The sequence below is a fragment of the Achromobacter veterisilvae genome (genome assembly GCF_900496975.1).
In the GTDB taxonomy this organism is placed as follows: Bacteria; Pseudomonadota; Gammaproteobacteria; order Burkholderiales; family Burkholderiaceae_B; genus Achromobacter; species Achromobacter veterisilvae.
Window position 1 is genome coordinate 162,620 of the sequence record NZ_UFQC01000001.1, and the last position, 20,241, is coordinate 182,860.

A 20,241-nucleotide genomic window follows, 5' to 3' on the forward strand; every position below is an offset into this window, starting at 1 on the left:
CCGCCGTTGCCCTGCCCGCCGCATCGGGCTAGGCTTACGGCGCCATGCCCTGTCCCTCGATCCGCCCCTAGCCATGTTCCTGTCGCCGCCCTCTCCGCTGCTGCACGGTTTGCTGCGCGCCGTCGTCCGCCGCTACGGCGTGCCGGCGGCGCCGTGTGCCCGGGCCGGCCATCCGGCCTCGTCGGTCGCCGCCGCCCTGGAACAGGCGCGCGTGGCGCTGGCCGCCGGCGAACCGCCGCCCGCCGCGACAAAACAGGCCTTCATCGAAGCGCTGGCGCAGATGATCCAGGAGGCGATGCGCGCGGACTACGGCGACCCGGCGCTACAGGCGCTGGTGCTGCGCCACGGCGCCGCCCAGGTACGCGAGTACGCCTCGCTGTCGGCCGCCGCCGACCAGCACGTCCGCCAGGTCCTCGCGGCGGTCAACGCGGTCGCGCATCCGGCCAAGCGGCAGCGCATGCCGCCGGGCGCATGGCGCGACGATTTGGCGCAACTGCACGCCCTGGCGGCCGCCGCTTCCTGGTCCGCGCTGGCCGGCGTTGCGCGGCAACGCCGCGCGGCGGCGGAAGCCGCCGGCGAGCCCTCCATCGCCTCGGCCCTGGCCCGGCTGCTCGACGGCCCCGCCCTGGAACATTTGCAACGGCTGCAAGCGCTGGAGATGGATCCGCTGGTGCGGCAGTACCAGTCGCTGTGCGACCGGCAAGGCCCTCGTCCGGGCAGCGCCGCCGCCGTGGCGCAGGGCCTGGCCGCGCAGCGGCGCGGCGCGGAGGTGGAAGCGCTGGCCGCGCAAGCGCTGCGGACGTTTGCCGAGCGGCTCAACCAGGCCGCGCCGGCGGGCGGATCCTACCGCGTCGCGACGTCGATGCGCGTGCCGTCCTCGATTCCCGCCAGCGCGGACCGGGCCAAGAGCGAATGGGACGTCGTGCTGGTGCGCGAGGCCAGGTCCGCCGACGGCGCGGCCGCCTGGGACGTCTGCCTGCTGGTCGAGGCCAAGGCGTCCGTCGACGCCGCCACCACCGACCTTCCGCGCCTGCTGCGCGGCCTGCGCCTGCTGGCGCACGCCGAGCCGGGCGCCGTGTACGCCTTCAAGACCGATCAGGGCATGCTGCCGGTGCGCGGCGATTCGCTGCGCGCGCTGCCCGCGGACGGCCCCGCCGTGGCCGACGCGGTGCTTTACTGCTGCGATGCGCCCGCCGAACCCGCCCCGCGCCTGCTCAACGCCGCCGGAAGAATGCAGTTGCTGTCCGCCCCGGCCAGCCTGGAATACGCCTGGCGGCGGGCCGAGGGACAGCCGACCGATACCGGGAGCCTGGAGCCGGTCTGGCGCCAGGTAGTGAGCGCGCCGGAATGGGCGCCGGTGCTCAACCAGTATTCGACCCTGCGCCAGGTGCGCGGGCTGATGGCGCACACGGACGACCTGCGGCATGCGGTGCAGACCGCGGCGCCGCGGCGTCCCGCTTGATATCCGCCGCGGGCGCGCGCCCGCGAGCCGGCTCAGGCGGCATTGCCGGCAATCCCATCGAGCGCCCGCAGCTCGTCTTCGGGCAGGCGCAGCCCGCCGGCGGCCAGGTTCTCGCGCAGATGCGCCACCGAGGACGTGCCGGGTATGACCAGGATGTTGGGCGAGCGCTGAAGCAGCCAGGCGATCGCGACCTGCATGGGCGTGGCGCCGACGCGCTGCGCGACCTCGGTCAGCGTGGCCGATTGCAGCGGGCTGAAACCGCCCAGCGGAAAGTACGGCACGTAGGCGATTCCGTCGCGCGCCAGCGCGTCGATCAGCGCGTCGTCGTGGCGGTGCGCCAGGTTGTACTGGTTCTGCACGCACACGATATCGCACAGGCGCCGGCCTTCCTCGACCTGCGCCGGGGTGACGTTGCTCAGGCCGATATGGCGCACCAGGCCGCGCTGCTGCAGCTTGACGAGCGCGGACAGCGGTTGGGCGATGGATCCCTCCTGCGGCCCATGCACGCCGAGCATGACGCGCAGGTTCACGACATCCAGCGCGTCCAGGCCCAGATTGCGCAGATTGTCCAGGACGGCGCTCTCCAGTTCGGCATCGCTGTCCGCCCGGATCCACGAGGCGTCTTCGCCCCGCCGCGCGCCGACCTTGGTCACCAGCGTGAGGTCATCGGGATACGGCGAAAGCGCCTCCCGGATGAGCTGGTTGGTGATGTGCGGGCCGTAGAAGTCGCTGGTGTCGATATGGTCGACGCCGCTGGCCACCGCCTCGCGCAGGACGGCCAGCGCGCCATCGCGGTCTCGCGGCGGTCCGAACACGCCCGGACCGGCAAGCTGCATCGCGCCATAGCCCAGGCGTTTCACGCGCTTGGCGCCAAGCGCGCAGGTGTCTTCGTTCTGGATCGGCGGCATGTGCAATCTCCTGGATGAGAAAGACAGCTTATCGCGTTCGGCGGATTTGGATAAGCTGGCCAGGCCCCGATCCCGCAGAAAACCCGAGGCATCCGCGGCCTGGCGCCGCAAAGGCCTATCCCGCCGCGATCAGCCGGATGTCCGCGCTGCCGTCGCGTTCCAGTTGCTCGACCAGGCCCAGCTCCCAATCCAGATAGTCGCGGAATCCCCGGTCGCGCGCCGACAGGTCGTCGAACAGGTACGGACTGATGCTCTGGTCGTCGTCGCCGGTCAGCACGCCGGCCGCGCCGGTGCCGGCGGCCAGGCCCTGCGCCTTCCAGGCGCGGGTGCCGCCCAGCAGGTATCGCACCGGCCGCTTGGCGCGCCACGCCAGTTCGGCCGCCACAATGCTGGCCAGCACGCCATCGGAGGAAGTGAGCACGATGCCGCGCCGGTCGTCCTGCGGCAGGAATTCTTCCAGCCGGTCCGGGGCCGCGAAGCGCGCGCCGGCCACGTGGCCGCGCTCGTATTCCACGCGCGATTCCACATCGAACACGAGCGCCTCGTCCGCCTCGAGCGCGGCGCGCAGCGCTTGCGCGCGCACGGCCGGCGCGTCCGGCCGGTGACGCAGCACGCGGCGCGGCTCCGGGCCGCGCTGCACCGGCGCCAGCGCCGGCGGCCGGTAAAGGTAGACCTCGACCGCGCCCAATTGCGCCAGCCAGGCGCCGGTCGTCAGCGCGCGCACGCCGTCCCAGTCGGCCAGCACCACGCGCGCGCGGCGCGTCGCCAGGTATTCGTCGGTGGCCTGCACCAGTTGGCCGCCGGGCGCCCAGCGCCAGCCTTCCAGGTGGCCGGTCTCGTATTCCTCGCGGGTGCGCACGTCGAATTTGTAGAGCGTGCGCGTGTCCTGCTCGGCCTCGAACGCCCGCAGCGTCGCGGTATCGATGTGGCCGATGCCGGCGCGGCGCGCCACGTTGCCGGCCTGTTCGCGGGCCGCGGCCTGGGCGGCTTCGCCGGGCTCCGGCAACGCGGCATGGCGGCTGTATGCGAGTTCGCGGCCCGACAGCAGCCACTCCATCGTGCCGTTGCGCAGCGACGCCACGCGGTTCGGTATCCCCGCGTCGATCAGCGTCTGCGCGCCGACGATGCTGCGCGTGCGGCCCGCGCAATTGACGACCACGAAAGTCTTGGGGTCCGGCGCCAGTTCGCGGATGCGGTAGACCAGCTCGGCCCCCGGCAGGCTATGCGAAAAAGGCAGCGTGAAATTGTGGAATTCCTCGGGCGTGCGGCTGTCGACCACGACGATATCGTCGCCGCGCGCCACGCGCTCGTGCAGTTCGTCCACGTCGATCCAGGGGGTGTGCTTCTCGTGTTCGATGATTTCACCGAAGGCTTTGCTGGGCACGTTGGTGCCCGAGAACAGCTCCAGGCCCTCGCGTTCCCAGCCGTCGTTGCCGCCGGCCAGCACCGACACGTCCGTCCAGCCCAGCCGGGTCAGCTTGGCGGCGGCGTGGTGGGCCTGGCTTTCATCGTCATCGACCAGCACGATGCGCGTGCCGCGCCGCGGCACCAGATGGTCCGCCAACAGCTCCAGCCGCCACAGCGGCGCGGACGCGGCATGCAGCAGATGGCGGCGCGCATAGCGGCCCGCTTCGCGCACGTCCAGCACCGCGATCTCCGCGTCGCCGCGCAATTCGTCCTGCAATTCCCGCGCCGACACGCGCGCATGGTAGATCGCGGCGGGCGGCGAAAAGGTCCGGTAGGAACCGCCCTGCGCGCTTTCGAACACTACGCGGCCGTGCAGGCGGTCCAGCGCCAGTCCGTAGAAATGCAGGTGCGCGCCCGGCTCGTCGCCGACCAGTTCGATGGTGTGCACGTCGCCCGGCCCCAGCACGATGGAATCGCCGGGACCGACATCCACGCGCCGCACGTGGGCCAGCGTGTCGCGCAGCGGATCGGCGCTCTTGGCGCGCGCATAGACCTCGTTGCGCTCGTTGCCGCGCACCCCCGCGATGATGGCCCAGGTCGTATGGTCGTGCGGCGGCTGGGCCTTGCCGGGTTCGCCCAGCGACAGGTACAACGCATAGCCGCCGTCGATATCCTCGGCCAGCCGGTAGATCGAGGCCGGACGGCCGGGAACGACGGTGAACGCCTCCGGCGGAAACAGCTCGCGCCGCCGCCCCAGGTCTTCGAGCAGCGCCGCCACCTTGGACAGTTGCTCGGGCGTCGCGCGCGCCGCGTCGGGCGCCAGTTGACGGACCTGGGCGATAAAGGCGCGCACGGCTTGCGCGCGTTCGGTGTGCTTGCTGATGGCCGGCGCGGCCGCTTGGGCAGAGGTGCTCATAAGGGGGTCTGGACTTCCGGATGGACAAGCAGCCCAGGCTACCTGCCCGGCCAGGGCCGGACAACGTAGAAATGCGTCTATGGATATGCGCCGGGCGCTGCGTTCAGGCCTCGCCCTTGAGTTCGCGTTCGACGAGTTCGCGCGTCAGCGTCGGCACGAACAGCTCGATGAAATGAAACGCATAGCCGCGCAGCCACGCGCCGCGACGTATCGCCAGCCGCGTCAGGTTGATCTCGAACAGGTGGCGGGCGTCGATGGCGCGCAGGCGCGTGTCGCGCTCGGCGTCCCAGGCCACCGCGGCCACGATGCCCACGCCCAGCTCCAGTTCCACATAGGTCTTGATCACGTCCGCGTCCATCGCGGTCATGACGATGTCGGGCGTGATGCCGGCGCGCGCGAAGGCCTCGTCGATGTGCGCCCTTCCGGTGTAGCCGCGGCCGTAGGTAATGATGGGATAGCGCGACAACTGCGACAGGGTGACGCCGTCCTGCTGCCGCTCCAGCGCATGGCCGCGGGGCACGATGATGCTGTGGCTCCAGCGGTAGCACGGCAGGTTGACGAGCCCCGGATAGTCGGCCACGGCTTCCGTCGCCACGCCGATGTCGGCCTCTCCTTCAAGCAGCATCTCCGACACCTGCTTGGGCGACCCCTGGTGCAGGTGCAGCACGACGTCGGGATAGCGCTGGCGGAACTCCTTGATGACGGGCGGCAAGGCGTAGCGCGCCTGCGAGTGCGTGGCCGCGATCGACAGCACGCCTGTGCGGCTGTCCGCGTACTCCGCGCCCGCGTGGCGGATATTGTCGGCGCATTGCAGAATCTGCTCGACCAGCGGCAGGATCAGTTCGCCGGGCGGAGTCAGGCCGATCAGCCGCTTGCCCGAACGCACGAAAATATCCACGCCGACCTCTTCCTCGAGTTCGCGGATCTGGCGGCTGACGCCGGGCTGCGACGTGTGCAGGCTTTCGGAGACGTCGGTCAGGTTGAAATCCTGGCGCACGGCCTCGCGGACGGACCGCAGTTGCTGGAAATTCATCGCGCCTCAGCCCAGGAAGGCCAACTGGTTGCCGGACGGGTCTTTCACGTACATCACCCGGGGCGAGGCCTCGGGCAGCGAACAGACGGGATGGTGCCCGGCCCGCGTCAGGCGCGCCAGGATATCGTCGTAGGCGCGAGTCTTGATCGCCAGGTAGTCGGGCCTGACGGCCCGGCTGACCTCGTCCACGGGCGAGAGCGACAACGTCGCCTCGCCCAGCGCGAAGCGCAGGCGCTGGCCGTCGCCGCAGGCGACCTCGTCCAGGCCGATGACGCGGTGATAGAACTCGCGCACGGCGTCCAGCCGCTGCGCAAGGAAGGGAAGCTGTACCGATTCGATCGAAAGAGAAGACATGCCCTGCCGCCAACATGGAACAAGGCAAATTCTAGTGCCCGAAGGCACCGCCGGACAAAGAGGATGAAGTTGCTTCTACATAGCCGGAAGCCCTAAAGAAACGCGCTTATTTGCATATGCCTCAGGCGCTGCGGCGCAAGGCGTCGCGGGTTGCGCCGAAGGCGCGCTCAAGGTCCTCGATCAGGTCCAGCGGGCTTTCCAGGCCGATGTGCAGGCGCGCCACCGATTGCCGCTCCAGGCCGCTTTCCCGCCAGTTGCCGTGCTCGGCCAGCCGCTCGGGCGCCGCCTCCAGCGCCAGGCTTTCGTAGCCGCCCCAGGACGCGCCGATGGCGAAGTAGCGCAGCGCGTCGATGAAGCGGGCCGCGGCGGCCGGGTCGGTGTCCCTGAACGCGAACGACACCAGGCCGCTCGCGCCGCTGAAGTCCCGCCGCCACAGCGCGTGGCCGGGGTCCTGTTCCAGCGCCGGGTAGTACACGCGCGCCACGTCCGCCTGCCCCGCCAGGTAGCGGGCCACGGCCAGCGCGTTCTCGTGGTGGCGCGCCAGCCGCACGTCCAGCGTGCGCAGTCCGCGCAAGGTCAGGTAGGCGTCGTCCGCCCCGACCGCCAGGCCCAGCGCGTCGAACGTCGCGCCGATCTGCCTGGCGAGATCCGGGCCGTCCACCGTCACGACGCCCATCATCACGTCCGAATGGCCCGCCAGGTACTTGGTCGCGGCCTGGATGGAAATGTGCGCGCCCAGCGCCAGCGGCTGATAGTAGAGGCCGCCGCTCCAGGTGTTGTCGGCCGCCACCAGCACGCCATGGCGCCTCGCCACGGCGGCCAGCGCCGGCAGGTCCAGCACTTCGTACAGGAGCGAACCGGGCGACTCCAGGTACAGCAGCCGCGTGTTCGGGCGGATCAGGGGCTCCAGTTCGTCGCGCGCGGCCGAGAAATACTCCACTTCTATCCCATAGCGCTGCAGCAGCGCGCGGTCGACCTTGCGCACGGGCGAATAGACGCCGTCCGACACCAGCGCATGGTCGCCCGGCGCCAGCGTCGCCAGCAGCACCAGCACGATGGCCGACAGCCCGGAGGGCGCCAGCACGCTGCGGTAACCGCCTTCCAGCGACGCCACCGCCTCTTCCAGCGCCTGGTGCGTATCCAGGCCGTGGCGGCCATAGGTGGCCACGCGCTCGCCGGCCGCGCGCTGCCGGCCCAGGGCGGCTTGCGTGGCGGTATCGGCAAAGCGCACGGTGCTGGTGCGCACGACGGGCACGTTCACCGGACCGGCCCCCTGCTTCAGTTCGGGCGATCCGGCGTGCACCAGCCGGGTCTGGACGCGGGCTTGAGTGAGGCTCATGCGCGCACCTCCTGGCCCGGCTTCATCTGCGTGGCGTTGTAGTTCACGATCTCGCCCGTGGCGAGGTCGATGCCGATCCGGCCGGACAGCGTTTCCAGCGGCTGGCCGTAAAGATGGAAATGCAGCGTCGGCGTGTCGCCCGTGACGTGGATGCTGTGGATGTCATCCGACAGGAAAGAAACCGACTGCCCCGGCTGCACCACGACCTCGCGCAGTTGTTCCAGCGTGGCGCGGCCGGCCCGGGACCCGTCGTCGCTGCGGCGGTACACGCGGTTCAGTTCCTGCCCCGACAGCGCCACGATGCAGGCCCAGGTCGTGTGGTTGTGCGGCAAGGTGGTCTTGCCGGGGTTGATAGAGTTCAGGTACAGCGCGGGCGCGTCCGCGGCGTCGTCCGGATTCAGCCGGTAGCGCGTGGACGCGCCCACGCCCTGCCCCGCGGCCGGCGGCGGAAAGTCCGACACGGGAAACAGCTCGCGCCGCTGCGCCAGCCGCTCCAGCCGGGTCGTGACGGCGGCCAGGTGCTCGCGCGTCACGGCGCCGGCGGCCGGCAGCAGGGCCTGGATATCGGACAGGGCCGCCTGCACCTGCAGTCGGCGTTCGGCGGCGATCGGGGATTCTAGGGTCATGGACGGCTCCAGTAGCGGTCACACTGCGAGACGCAGCGGGTCGAAGGTCAAATAGGTTTCGATGGGATCGGGCGCGGCCTTGCGCGCCGCCGAAGCGCCGGACGAACGCTGCAAGAAGGCGCGCGTGCGCTCGCTCGCGGGCGCTCCGAACAGGCGCGCGGGCGGGCCGGACTCGACGATGCGCCCCGCCTCCGTGAAATACACGGTGTCGCTCACTTCTTCGGCGAAGCGCATTTCGTGCGTGACCAGCATGCAGGTCAGGCCGTCCTGCACCAGGTCGCGGATCACGGTCAGGACTTCCCCGACCATCTCGGGATCCAGCGCGGAGGTCACTTCGTCGAACAGGATCAGTTCGGGCCGCAGCGCCAGCGCGCGCGCGATCGCCACGCGCTGCTGCTGCCCTCCCGACAGCTCGCCCGGGTAGGCGCTTTCCTTGTGTTCCATGCGCACCTTGGCCAGCAGTTCGCGCGCCCGGGCCTCGGCCTGCGCGCGCGGCTCGCCGCCCACCTTGACCGGCGAGATCACCAGGTTCTGCAGCACGCTCAGGTGCGGAAACAGGTTGTATTGCTGGAAGACGAAGCCCACCCGCCGGCGCAGGCCGATCAGTTCGGCTTCCGTCTTCAGGCGGTCGACGCGCACGCCGCCGACCTCGATCGCGCCGCGCTGCGGACGCAGCAGGCCGGTGATGCAGCGCAGGATGGTCGACTTGCCCGACCCGGAGGGGCCGATGATCGACACCGCCTGGCCCTGCTTGACCTCGACGTCGATGCCCTTGAGCACTTCGGTCTCGCCGAAGGCCAGGTGCACGTCGCTCAGGCTGACCAGCGGCGCGGGCTCCGCCTCGAAATCAATGATGCTCATGGCGTCGTTCCAGATACCGCGTCCAACGCGCGATGGGATAGCAATAGGCGAAGAAAAGCGCCAATAGCGTGAAATAGACCAGGATGGTGAAGTCGGTGCGGGCCACGGTGTTGCTGGCCACGGTAGCCGTGTCGACCAGATCGTGCACTCCCACCAGCGAGGCCAGCGACGTGCTCATCGTGATGCTGGCGTACAGGTTCATCCACGAGGGCAGCATCCGGCGCACGCATTGCGGCAACACGATCATGCGGAAGATCTGGGCGCGGCGGAACGCCAGCGACTGGGCGGCTTCCCACTGCGCGCTGGGGATCGACTGGATCGCCCCGCGGAAGATCTCCGCCACGTTGGCGCTGGCCGGCAGGCCCAGGCCGATCACGACCTTGATCCAGTCCGGAAACGGCACGCTCCAGCGCCCGACGCCCAGTTCGAACGGGAACACGTAGGTCGTGAAATACACCAGCACCAGGATCGGCGCATTGCGGAACAGCAGCACGTAGGCCCGCGTCAGGCGCCGCAGCAGCCATGACGGCGACAGCGACAACGCGCCCACCGCCAGGCCGGCGATCGTCCCCAGCGCCATGGCCAACACGCTGATCTGGATGTTGACCCCCAGCCCGCGCAGCAGCGCGGGCGACCACTGCCACAGCGCCCGCACGGCGGCCGGCGCGGTGCCGGTGGCCGCCCAGGCGAGGCCCAGCGCCGCCAGCGCCAGCAGGAGGATCACCCACGGATCGCGCAGCAGCGCCAGGGTCCGCGCCCGCGGCGCCGCGCCGCCGTCCCTGTTCCAGGCCAGATCATTGGCCATAGCCGGGCATCCTCAATCGTTCTTCCAGCCAGCGCCCGCCCGCGCCGACCAGCCACGTCAGCAGGCCGAAGTACAGCAGGATCAGGAGCAGCAGCTCCAGCACATTGTCCCGGTACGACCAGATCATGATGGATTCGTAGGTCACGTCGCCCACGGCGATCGCCGAGGCGATCGCGGTCATCTTCACCAGGTCCACCAGGTTGTTGACCAGCGCCGGCAGCGCGAAGCGCAGCGCCAGCGGCAACTGCACCTGGACCAGGATCTGGCCGCGCGAAAACGCCAGCGACCGCGCCGCCTCCATCGTCACCCCCGGCACGGCCTGGATGCCGGCGCGCAGGGCCTCGGCATGGAACACGCCCTTGTGCAGCGCCACCACGATCACTACCCAGGCGAACGGCGTGACGGGATTGCCGCCGCCCAGCTTCTGCGTGATCAGCATGTTCAGGACCAGGAAGGCGCAGTACAACTGCACCAGCGTGGGCGTATTGCGGGTGACTTCCACGAAGGCCTGCAGCGGCCGCGCCAGCCAGGCCCGGCCGCTGGTCAGGCCGGCGGCGATCAGGACGCCGAACAGCAGGCTCGCCGGAATGGTCCAGGCGCACAACTGCAAGGTCACCAGCAGGCCATGGCCGAACGCGGCCAGCTCGCCGGGATCCAGCACGAAACTGTAGTTCAGGCCCAGGGGCTTGAAGAAAGCCACCCAGGCCCGCAACGCGGACTCGATCATGCCGCCGCCTCCCGCGCTCAACTGCCCTGCTTGTATTTCGCGTGCAGCTCTTCCAGCAGCGGCTGCGGCGGTTCGATGCCCAGGCGCTTCTCGGTGGCGATCAGCCAGCCGCTGCGATGCCAGTCCTGCACCACCTTGTCCACGGCGGCGATCGTGTCGGCCTCGCCCTTGCGGGTCCAGACGACGGAATTGGCGGGCAGCACTTCGGTGGCGATGGGCGCGTGGTAGTCCGCCCATTCGGGGTTGCTGCGCAGCAAGGGATGGATCAGGGTGGAATCGTGCACCGCCGCCACGCATTGCCCGCCGCGCAGCGCCAGCAGCGAATCCGACGAACTCTTGTAGCCCTTGACCTGCGCGCCGTAGTCGGCCGACAGCGGGCGCGCGAAGCTGCTGCCCTGCGACACGCACACCGGCTTGCCGCGCAGGTCTTCCCACTTGGCGATGCCGCTGGTCTTCAGCGTGGCGGCGGCCCCGCCGACCCGGAAGAACGGCGTGGGCGCGTACCCCAGGATCTCGGCGCGCTCCGGATTCAGCTCCATGGAGGCGATCAGCAGATCCACCTTGCCCGATATCAGGAACTGCGTGCGCGTCGCGGTCTGCACCTGCACCAGTTCGGCCTTCACGCCCAGGCCCTTGGCGAGTTCGCGCGCCAGTTCCGGGTTCCAGCCCACCAGTTGCTGCGTGGCGGGATCGAGCGAACCGAATACGCCGCCGTTGGCCAGCACGCCGATGGTGATCGTGCCGCGTTCCTTGACCTTGTCCAGGGTCGCGTCGGCGTGCGCCGCGCCGGCCGCGAGGGCCAGCGCCAGGAACAATGCGGTCCGGGCCGCGCCCGGTGTCTTGCGGATAGCCATATCGTTGTGTCGTGTGCAGTGAACGGACCTCCATGCTGCGTGCAGCCGGACGCCAAGGCAAAGAAGCGTTTCAGATATCAATATGAGTCCGGCGGCGCGGCTATTTCAGTTGCACGTCCGCCGAGACGATCACGCGCCGGTAGGTGGCGATGTCGTCGCGCACCGTCTGGTCCACGGCCTCGGGCGTGCTGGCGGCGATGGTGAAGCCCAGGTTCTCCAGCAGCGTGGACGTGTCCGGTTCGCGCAGCACCGCCACCACGTCGCGGTGGATGCGGTCCACGATGGCGCGCGGCGTGGAAGCCGGCACGGAAAAGCCCTGCCAGCTTTCGACCGTATAGTCCGCCAGCCCGGCTTCCTGGACGGTGGGCACGTCGGGCAGCGCCTTGGAGCGGTACGGCGTGGTGACGGCCAGCGCCACCAGCTTGCCGCTGCGCACGTTCTCGGTGGCCGCGGCCAGGGTGATCAGCATGGCGTCCACGTGGCCGCCCAGCACGTCCAGCGTGGCGGGCCCGCCGCCGGGATAAGGGATCTGGTTGGTCTTGGCGCCGATGCGCTCGTTCAGCAGTTCCACCGCCAGGTGCTGCAGGCTGCCGGCGCCGCCCGGCAAGGCCAACGAGATCTCGCCCGGCCGGCGCCGCACCAGTTCCACGAACTCCTGGAAGGTCCGCACGCCCAGGCCGGGGCGCACCACCAGCAACTGCGGGTTGACGACGGCCTTGGTCACGCCCCGCAGATCCCGCAGGGGATCGTAGGAAAGCTTGCCCGGCTGCAGGGCGTTGAGCGACAGCGCGTCGCCGGCCAGCAGCAAGGTATAGCCGTCGCCGCGCGCATGGGCCACGGCGGCGTTGCCGATGGCGCTGCTGCCCCCGGGCTGGTTCTCGACCACCACGCTCTGGTTCCACTTCTCGCCCAGCTTCTGCGCGACGGTGCGCGCCAGCTTGTCGGCGCTGCCGCCGGCCGACACCGGCACGATGATCTTGACCGGCCGGTTCGGGTAGCGGTTGGCGTCTTCGCCGGGCACGGGCGCCGAACCGGCGAAATTGCCGAGCAGGCCCACGCCCAGCACCACGGCGGCCAGCAGCCCCAGCCCTCCGCGGACAATGGATTTGCGCTCGATGCTCATGCGGCCGCTCCGGTGTCGATGCCGAAGGCGCTGAACGGCTTGCCCAGCACCGCATTGGAATGGCGGCCGTCGATGCCCGCCGGCACGTCGCCCTCCAGCGTGATGCGGTACAGCACCCGCTCCACGTCCAGGTAGGCGAAATCCCCCGGCCCCTGGTGCGCCGTGGCGCGGTTGTCCCAGAAAGCGATGCTGCCGGGCTGCCAGCGGAAACGCACCGTGTACTCCGGCCGCGTGATTTCGTCGAAGAACAGGTTCAGCAGGTGGCGGCTTTCCTCTTCGCTCACGTCCTTGATGCGCCGCGTGAAGCCCGGGTTGACGAACAGCACGCGTTCGCCCGTGTCGGGCAGCACCCGCACCACGGGGTGCTCGGACACCAGCGGGCTGGCCTGCACCCGCTGCGCGTACAGGCTCTGGTTGTCCAGGTCGCCGTTGTAGCCGCCGAACTGGTGCCGCGCCCACAGCCCGTCGGCCAGCGCGCGCACCGCGGGCGACAGGTGCCGGTACGCAACCTCGAGATTGGTGAACACAGTATCCCCGCCATATTCGGGCACTTGCCTGCCCGCGCGCAGGATGGAAGCCGCGGGCGGATTGACCACGCCCGTCACGTCGGTGTGCCAGCGCTCGCCGCGCCGGCCGACGGTGGACTTGGAGGAAATCGTGCGGATCTGCGGATAGCCTTCGGGCGGGTTGGCGTCGTAGGGATGCGCCGACGTCGGCCGCCCGAAATGCTGCGCGAAGGCCAGGTGCTGCGCATGGTCGATGTGCTGGTCGCGGAAGAACACGACCTTCCAGCGCCGCAGCGCAGCCTTGATCTGGTCGATCTCGTCCTGCGCCAATGGCTGCCTGAGGTCCACGCCGTGGATCTCGGCGCCGGTGAAGACGGAAAGCGGCCGGATATCCAGCCGCGTGCGTTCGAGTGTGGTCATGTGCCTGCCCCTATGGATATCGGTGAAAACAGGATAGGGGCGCGCAACATGCCCAACAAATACCGATACGCAATGTGAAAATGCCCGGCGATGCGCGCGATCGGGCCGCAAACCGGGCATGAGCAAAGAACCTCGCTATAATTGAGAACCATTGTCAATCGTATTTGGTACACCCTCACCGCGGGCCCGCCCCGCCGCGTCTTTCATGAATGTGCCTGCCGGCGATATCGCCACCCTCTACCAAGCCGAAGTCAGGCGCCTGCGCGCGTTCGTGCGCCGCATCGTCGGCAATCACGGCGCGGCCGAGGACGTGGTGCAGCAAGCCTTCGTGAACCTGTTGCGCAGGGGCGGCGACGGCGCCCAGGTGAACGCGGGCTACATCAAGCAGGCCGCGCACAACCTGGCGCTGAACCATCTGCGCGACGCCCGGCGCCGCGCGGACGTCGAACTGGCGGGGCTGGAGGTCGAACACATCGCCGACTCCCGGCCCACGCCCGAGACGATCGTGATGTACCGGCGCGAACTGCAACGGTTGCTCGAAGCGATCGCGGCCCTGCCCGAACGCCGCCGCCAGGCCTTCGTGCTCAAGCGCATCGAAGGCTTGTCCTATGACGAAATCGCCGAACGCATGGGCACCAGCCGCAACACCGTGATCTCGCAAGTCGTGGCCGCCATGGCACAGTTGGACGCCTTGCTGGATTCGCCGCCCGCCGCCGCCTGAGCCCATGTCCCATCCCGCCCAAGACCCGGTCTATCTCGCCGCGCTGGAATGGCTGGCGCGGCTGAACGACGAGGATGCCGCCGAGCAGGACCGCCGCGCGTTCGCGCGCTGGCTGGACGAAGACCCGGCCCATCCCGCCGCCTATGCGCGCGCGCAGGCGCTGTGGAACCGTTTCGAATTGGTGCGTCCCGCCGCCCGGCGCATGCAGCGCCGCCGCGCGGTGCTGGGCGCGCTGGCCGCGCTGGCGGCCGTGCCCGCCCTCTACGTCCTGTCGCGCCAGCACTTCCTGGCGGACTATCGCAGCGGCGTGGGCGAACGCCGCCGCATCGTGCTTGCCGACGGCAGCGCCGTCGAGCTGGGCAGCGACTCGGCGCTGTCGGTCAGTTTCGACGCCGGACGCCGCCACGTGACCCTGCATCGCGGCCAGGCCTATTTCCAGGTGGCGGCCGACGCCGCCCGCCGGTTTTCCGTGCAGGCGGGCGACGGCGTCACCACGGCGCTGGGCACCCAGTTCGACGTCAAGCTGCTGGACGGCATCGTCACCGTCTCCGTGACCGAACATGCCGTGGCCGTGCGGCCGCGCCCCGGCGCCGCGGCCGTCACCGTCGCCGCCGGCTGGCAGATGCAATACGGCGAATCCGGCGGCGCGGCGCCCGTCCGGTTCGACCAGGCCGCCACGCTGGCCTGGCGGCAGGACCGGCTGGTGTTCAACGACGTTCCGCTGGCGACCGTCCTGGCCGAACTGCAACGCTATCAGCGCGGCCCGATCTTCCTGATGGACGCGGGCGTGGGCGCCCTGCCCGTCACGGCGGCGTTCCATGTCTCGGATCCGCAGGAAGCCTTGCGCGGCCTGGCGGAGACCTTTCCCATCCGCCTGCGCGTCGTGGCCGGATACGCCACGCTGGTCTACGCCCGTTAGCTACGCCCGCCAGTCGACAAGTTACTTTTAGTTACCATCTTTCCGCCCCGTTCGATCATTGGTTCCGCGCCGCCGGGTGTTTGACAGAGAGAGGACGCGCCAGGCGCCCTCGCGACACCGAACCACGAACAAGGGCAACCGCACATGCCGGCCGCACACCAACCCTATCCTCTTCGCCATTCCGGCGCGCGCGCGCGCTTCGGCCGCCACCGCCCCAGCCTGCTGGCCGCGGCGCTCCTCGCCGTTACCGCATGGGGCGGCGCCCCGTCCGCCGCGCACGCCCAGGCCGCCGCCGCCAGCGCGGCCGCGGCGCGGCAGAGTTTCGATATTCCGAGCCAGCCGCTGGCCAGCGCCCTGCTTTCCTACACCGAGGCGACCGGCGTGCAGCTTGTGATGAGCGGCGACATCGCGCGCGGCAAGACCGCGCCCGCCCTGCGCGGCAGCTACACCCGCGACGAAGCCGTGGCGCGCCTGCTGGCGGGCTCCGGACTGGGCTACCGCCGCAGCGGCAACACGCTGATCGTGTCGCCGCTGCCCGCGGAGGCCTCCGGCGCCGCCACGCTGGACCCCATCAAGGTCCAGGGCGCGTTCGAAACCGCCGGCTACGTGGCCGAGGCGTCCGCCGCCGGCACCAAGACCGACGCCCTCCTGCTGGAAACGCCGCAATCCATTTCGGTGGTCACGCGCCGGCAGATGGACGACCAGGCCGCGCAGAACGTGCGGCAGGCCTTGCGCTATACCCCCGGGCTCACGGCGGAGTATCGCGGCGCGGGCGGTTCGCGCTACGACACCGTGATCTATCGCGGCTTCGGCGGCGGCATCAACTACGACTATTCGTACCAGGATGGCATGCGCCTGCTGGGCGCCAACTACGCCATCCCGCAGATCGACACCTACAACCTGGAACGCATCGAAGTGCTGCGCGGCCCCTCTTCGGTGCTGTACGGCCAGGGCACGCCCGGCGGCCTGGTCAACCTGGTCAGCAAGAAGCCGACGGCGGCGCCCCTGCACGAGATCGAGCTGCAGGCAGGGAGCCACGGCTTCGGCCAGGTCGGCTTCGACTTCGGCGGCCCCGTGGACGAGGCCGGCAAGGTGCTCTACCGCCTGACCGGCGTGGCCCACACGGGCAAGACGCAGATCGACTACCAGAAGGACGAGCGCGTGGCGATCGCGCCCGCCGTCACCTTCCGGCCCAATGCCGATACCTCGCTAACGATACTGGCGCAGTACCAGCACGATCCCTATGGCGGCTACTACGGCTTCCTGCCCGCCGTCGGCACGGTCGAGGACCTGCCCGGCGGCGGCCGCATCGGCCGCAGCTTCTTCGACGGCTCGCCCCGGTTCGACGAATTCAAGCGCACCCAGACCGCCGTCGGCTACCTGCTGGACCACCGGATCGACGACGTCTGGTCGGTGCAGTCCAACTTCCGCTATATGCAGACGGACGTGGACTACAAAAGCGTCTACACCACCGGCCTGAACGCCGCCGACCCGGCCAATCCGCTGCTGATGCGCCGCGCCATCGTCAACTACGCGAACATGGACGCCATCACGGCGGACAACCATGCGCAGGCCAAGTTCAACACGGGCGCGGTCGCGCACACGGCGCTCTTCGGCATCGACTACCAGCGCCTGAGCTACCGCGAAGAACAGGGCATGGGCGCCGCGCCGTCGCTGTCGATCAACCAGCCCGACTACTCGGCGCCGATCGACACGCCCGCCATCACGTCGCGCAGCAAGCAGACCCTGGACCAGATCGGCCTGTATGCGCAGGACCAATTGAAGATCGGCCAATGGACGGTGCTGGGCGGCATCCGCCAGGACTGGGCCGGCAACGACCGGCGCGAGCGCATCGGCGGCACGTCCACCGACCAGTCCGACCGCGCCTTCACGTGGCGCCTGGGCACGGTCTATGAATTCGAGAACGGCGTGGCGCCCTACCTGAGCTATTCGCGCTCGTTCCAGCCGGTCGCCGACGCCGACGCCGACGGCAATCCGTTCAAGCCGACCAAAGGCGAACAGTACGAAGCCGGCGTGAAATACCAGCCGCCCGGCCAGGACGCGTTCATCACGGCGGCGGTCTACCAGTTGACGCAGACCAACGTGCTGACCACGGATCCGGCCAACACCAACTACAGCATCCAGACGGGCGAAGTCCGTTCGCGCGGCCTGGAGCTCGAAGGCAAGGCCACGCTCACGCGCAACCTCGACCTGCTGGCGTCCTATACCTACATGGACAACGTCAACACCCGCAGCACCACCGCGCAGGACAAGCATCCGACGTACGTGCCGCGCCACACCGCCAACGCCTGGGCCAACTACACGTTCCGCGCCGGCGCGCTGGCCGGGCTCAGCCTGGGCGGCGGCGTGCGCTACGTGGGCGGCAGCTACGCCAACGCGGACAACACGATGAAGGTGTCGTCGTTCACCATCGTCGACGCCGCGCTGCGCTATGACCTGGGCCAGAGCATCCCGTCGCTCAAGGGGCTGACCGCCGCCATCAACGCCAGCAACCTGTTCGACCGGGAATACGTGTCCGCCTGCGCCACGGCGACCAAGTGCTTCTACGGCGCCGGCCGCACCGTGATCGGCACCCTGACCTACCGCTGGTAGCGCAACCCGTCCACCGTCCCCGCATGAACGACGATTCCACCGCGCGACTGCGCGCCTGGCGATGGATCCACACCTGGTCCAGCCTGGCGTGCACCCTCTTCCTGTTGATGCTGTGCATCACGGGGCTGCCGCTGATCTTCCACGACGAGATCGACGCCTGGCTCGATGCGCCCGCCGGCGCGGCGGTTTCCCGCCAGGACGCCCCCGCGCAGGACGTGGACGCCATGGCGGAACTCGTGCGCGGCCGGTATCCCGGGCGCGCGGTCCGCTTCATCGTCTGGCTGGACGAGCCCGACCAGTACCGCTTCGGCCTTTCGCCCGGCGCCCCCGGACAGAAGCCGTTCGCGCTGGTGGACGCGCGCGGCCCCGAGATCGCCGGCGAGGCCTGGAGCGAAAAGGACTGGCGCCACGGCGGGCCCATGGCCGTGCTGCTGCGCCTGCACACGGACATGCTGATGGGGCTGCCCGGCAGCCTGATCCTCGCCGGCATGGGCGCGCTCTTCCTGGCGTCGCTCGTGTCGGGGGTGGCGCTGTACGGCCGCTACATGCGCAAGATTCCCTTCGGCACCGTGCGCAGGCAGCGCTCGCGGCCGCTGCGCATGCTGGACCTGCACAATCTGGCGGGCATCGTGCTGCTGGCCTGGGCCGCCGTGGTCGGCCTGACCGGCGCCATCAACACGCTGGATTCCTTTGTCTTCGCCGCCTGGCGCGAACACGCGGCCGCCCGCCAATCGGCCGCGCCGCCCCCGGGCCCGCCCGCCGCGCGGCCGCTGCAGGCCGCGGTCGATCTGGCGCGGCGCACGCTGCCCGACCACGACGTCAGCTTTCTTGCGATGCCCGGCTCGCTGTTCTCGTCCGAGAGCGCCTACACCGTGTTCATGCAGGGCCGCACGGCGCTGACCCGGCATCTGCTGCATCCCGTCGTCGTTCGCATCCATGACGGCGCCCTCATCAGCGCCGCCCCTCCGCCCTGGTACATGTGGGCGCTGGAAGGTTCGCGGCCCCTGCATTTCGGCGACTATGCCGGGCTGCCGCTGAAGGTGATCTGGGCCCTGCTGGACCTGGCGATGATCGCCGTGCTGGTCACCGGACTGTACCTGTATCTGCCGAGGCGGCGGCGCCGGCCAGGCCCGGCGGGCAGCCCGCGCCCGGCGCCTTGAGGCCGGGGCCGCCCGGCCCCCCGCGCGCGGACGATTGGTGCCGCGCAGGCAACATGGTGATCCCCTCGCCGCGTCTACCGCGGGATTCCCTCGACGCCTACGATTTGTCCGTTGCCCGAACCCCCGCAACGTACTCTTCGGCCCGCCCCGCGGGCAGCGTCCACCCACCGAGGGAATCATCATGAGCCAACGCGTCAACGCCTTCACGCAATCCCCTGAGCTGTTCAAGAAGTTCGTCGAATTCGGCATGCTTCTGCAGTCGGGCTCCATCGAATCGCCGATCCTGCATCTCGTCGAGATCCGTGCATCCCAGATGAACGGCTGCGGCTTCTGCCTGGACATGCACGTCAAGCAGGCCAAGATCCACGGCGAACGCGAACTGCGCCTGCACCACATCGCCATCTGGCGCGAATCCACGCTGTTTTCGCCGCGCGAGCGCGCCGCCCTGGCCTGGACCGAAGTCCTGACCCAGTTGCCCGCGCAGGGCGTGCCCGACGAGATCTACGAACGCGTGCGCACGCAGTTCTCGGAACAGGAAATCTCGGACCTCAGCTTCGCGGTCATGGCCATCAATGGCTGGAACCGCCTGAACGTGGGCTTTCGCACCGTCCCGGGCTCGGCCGACAAGGCCTACGGCCTGGACAAGGCCAAGCTGGACTAAGGAGACCGCCATGAAAATCCTCGTCATCGGCGGAACCGGCCTGATCGGTTCCAAACTCGTCAAGATCCTGGCCCGGCGCGGCCACGACGCCATTGCCGCGTCGCCGGCCACGGGCGTGAACACCATCACGGGCGAAGGCCTGGCCGAAGCCCTGGACGGCGTGGACGTCGTGGTGGACGTCGCCAATTCGCCCTCTTTCGAGGACCGCGCCGTGCTCGAGTTCTTCGAGACCTCGGGCCGCAACCTGCTGGCGGCCGAAGCCGCGGCCGGCGTGCGCCATCACGTGGCGCTGTCGGTGGTGGGCACGCACCGCCTGGCCGAAAGCGGCTACTTCCGCGGCAAGATCGCTCAGGAGAAGCTGATCGAGGCCGCCGGCATCCCGTACACCATCGTCCACAGCACCCAGTTCTTCGAGTTCCTGGGCGGCATCGTGCAATCCGGCGCGGTGGGCCAAGAAGTGCGCCTGTCGCCCGCCTACGTGCAGCCCATCGCTTCCGACGACGTGGCCCTGGCCATGGCCGACGCCACGCTGGCTCCGCCGGTGAACGGCATCATCGAAATCGCCGGCCCCGAGCGGGTGCGGCTGGCGGCCCTCGTGCAGCGCTATCTGCTCAAGTCCGGCGACGGGCGCAAGGTCATGGCGGACGGGCAGGCGCGCTATTTCGGCGCCCTGCTGGAGGACGACACCCTGGTGCCCGGGCCTGGCCCGCGCCTCGGCGAGACCGGCTTCGAGACATGGTTCAGCCGTTCGAACGCAAGAACGTAAAGACGAACGGGACGAAAATGGCGGCTTCGGCGATCGCCGCCGCCACTTTCCCCGGAGCCG

Annotated in this window: 19 protein-coding genes; 7 read left to right on the forward strand and 12 right to left on the reverse strand. The window is 69.6% G+C overall.

Annotated elements, in window-relative coordinates; all coding sequences use genetic code 11:
• Window positions 1-73: 73 nt before the first annotated feature.
• Window positions 74-1,462, forward strand: a complete 1,389-nt coding sequence (locus AVE30378_RS00760; RefSeq protein WP_129238865.1) for a 3-deoxy-D-arabino-heptulosonate 7-phosphate synthase — start codon at window positions 74-76, stop codon at window positions 1,460-1,462.
• A gap of 32 nt (window positions 1,463-1,494) precedes the next feature.
• Here AVE30378_RS00760 and AVE30378_RS00765 read toward each other — a convergent pair whose 3' ends face one another.
• From AVE30378_RS00765 to AVE30378_RS00820, 12 genes are all read right to left on the reverse strand, one after another.
• Entirely contained in the window at window positions 1,495-2,370 is an 876-nt protein-coding gene (locus AVE30378_RS00765; RefSeq protein WP_129238866.1) for an aldo/keto reductase family oxidoreductase, read from the reverse strand.
• 115 nt (window positions 2,371-2,485) lie between these two features.
• The gene (locus AVE30378_RS00770) at window positions 2,486-4,693 is read right to left on the reverse strand and encodes a rhodanese-like domain-containing protein (RefSeq protein WP_129238867.1); all 2,208 of its coding nucleotides are present in this window, start codon (window positions 4,691-4,693) and stop codon (window positions 2,486-2,488) included.
• 103 nt (window positions 4,694-4,796) lie between these two features.
• Window positions 4,797-5,726, reverse strand: a complete 930-nt coding sequence (locus AVE30378_RS00775) for a CysB family HTH-type transcriptional regulator (protein ID WP_129238868.1) — start codon at window positions 5,724-5,726, stop codon at window positions 4,797-4,799.
• A gap of 6 nt (window positions 5,727-5,732) precedes the next feature.
• Entirely contained in the window at window positions 5,733-6,080 is a 348-nt protein-coding gene (locus AVE30378_RS00780; RefSeq protein WP_129238869.1) for a VOC family protein, read from the reverse strand.
• 121 nt (window positions 6,081-6,201) lie between these two features.
• Complete coding sequence (metC, locus tag AVE30378_RS00785; protein WP_129238870.1) at window positions 6,202-7,419, reverse strand: cystathionine beta-lyase; 1,218 nt, start codon at window positions 7,417-7,419, stop codon at window positions 6,202-6,204.
• Window positions 7,416-8,045: a cysteine dioxygenase family protein gene (locus AVE30378_RS00790; protein ID WP_129238871.1), complete on the reverse strand. Its 630-nt coding sequence runs from the start codon at window positions 8,043-8,045 to the stop codon at window positions 7,416-7,418. The genes metC and AVE30378_RS00790 overlap by 4 nt, the downstream gene beginning before the upstream one ends.
• 18 nt (window positions 8,046-8,063) lie before the next feature.
• Window positions 8,064-8,906 (reverse strand): amino acid ABC transporter ATP-binding protein, encoded by an 843-nt coding sequence (locus AVE30378_RS00795; protein ID WP_129238872.1) that lies wholly within the window; start codon window positions 8,904-8,906, stop codon window positions 8,064-8,066.
• The gene (locus tag AVE30378_RS00800) at window positions 8,893-9,711 is read right to left on the reverse strand and encodes an amino acid ABC transporter permease (RefSeq protein ID WP_129238873.1); all 819 of its coding nucleotides are present in this window, start codon (window positions 9,709-9,711) and stop codon (window positions 8,893-8,895) included. The genes AVE30378_RS00795 and AVE30378_RS00800 overlap by 14 nt, the downstream gene beginning before the upstream one ends.
• Window positions 9,701-10,438, reverse strand: coding sequence for an amino acid ABC transporter permease (locus tag AVE30378_RS00805; RefSeq protein ID WP_129238874.1), 738 nt, complete (start codon window positions 10,436-10,438; stop codon window positions 9,701-9,703). The genes AVE30378_RS00800 and AVE30378_RS00805 overlap by 11 nt, the downstream gene beginning before the upstream one ends.
• Window positions 10,439-10,455: 17 nt before the next feature.
• Window positions 10,456-11,292 carry a transporter substrate-binding domain-containing protein gene (locus AVE30378_RS00810; RefSeq protein WP_129238875.1) on the reverse strand — a complete coding sequence of 279 codons (837 nt, stop codon included), beginning with the start codon at window positions 11,290-11,292 and terminating at the stop codon, window positions 10,456-10,458.
• A 100-nt stretch (window positions 11,293-11,392) separates the two neighbouring features.
• Window positions 11,393-12,415: a Bug family tripartite tricarboxylate transporter substrate binding protein gene (locus AVE30378_RS00815; protein ID WP_129238876.1), complete on the reverse strand. Its 1,023-nt coding sequence runs from the start codon at window positions 12,413-12,415 to the stop codon at window positions 11,393-11,395.
• The gene (locus tag AVE30378_RS00820) at window positions 12,412-13,341 is read right to left on the reverse strand and encodes a TauD/TfdA dioxygenase family protein (RefSeq protein ID WP_129238877.1); all 930 of its coding nucleotides are present in this window, start codon (window positions 13,339-13,341) and stop codon (window positions 12,412-12,414) included. The genes AVE30378_RS00815 and AVE30378_RS00820 overlap by 4 nt, the downstream gene beginning before the upstream one ends.
• 205 nt (window positions 13,342-13,546) lie before the next feature.
• Here AVE30378_RS00820 and AVE30378_RS00825 point away from each other — a divergent pair, with 205 nt between their 5' ends.
• The 6 genes from AVE30378_RS00825 to AVE30378_RS00850 all read left to right on the forward strand — a co-directional run bounded on the left by AVE30378_RS00825 (window position 13,547) and on the right by AVE30378_RS00850 (window position 20,181).
• Complete coding sequence (locus AVE30378_RS00825) at window positions 13,547-14,062, forward strand: RNA polymerase sigma factor (RefSeq protein ID WP_129238878.1); 516 nt, start codon at window positions 13,547-13,549, stop codon at window positions 14,060-14,062.
• Between the two features lie 4 nt (window positions 14,063-14,066).
• The gene (locus AVE30378_RS00830) at window positions 14,067-14,981 is read left to right on the forward strand and encodes a FecR family protein (protein ID WP_129238879.1); all 915 of its coding nucleotides are present in this window, start codon (window positions 14,067-14,069) and stop codon (window positions 14,979-14,981) included.
• Window positions 14,982-15,125: 144 nt separating this feature from the next.
• On the forward strand, window positions 15,126-17,594 hold the full coding sequence (locus AVE30378_RS00835; protein WP_129238880.1) for a TonB-dependent siderophore receptor: 2,469 nt from the start codon (window positions 15,126-15,128) through the stop codon (window positions 17,592-17,594).
• Window positions 17,595-17,617: 23 nt separating this feature from the next.
• On the forward strand, window positions 17,618-18,754 hold the full coding sequence (locus tag AVE30378_RS00840) for a PepSY-associated TM helix domain-containing protein (RefSeq protein ID WP_129238881.1): 1,137 nt from the start codon (window positions 17,618-17,620) through the stop codon (window positions 18,752-18,754).
• A 181-nt stretch (window positions 18,755-18,935) separates the two neighbouring features.
• A complete protein-coding gene (locus tag AVE30378_RS00845) occupies window positions 18,936-19,415 on the forward strand; it encodes a carboxymuconolactone decarboxylase family protein (RefSeq protein ID WP_129238882.1) in 480 nt (159 codons plus the stop codon).
• A 10-nt stretch (window positions 19,416-19,425) separates the two neighbouring features.
• Window positions 19,426-20,181: an SDR family oxidoreductase gene (locus AVE30378_RS00850; protein WP_129238883.1), complete on the forward strand. Its 756-nt coding sequence runs from the start codon at window positions 19,426-19,428 to the stop codon at window positions 20,179-20,181.
• Window positions 20,182-20,241 lie beyond the last annotated feature (60 nt).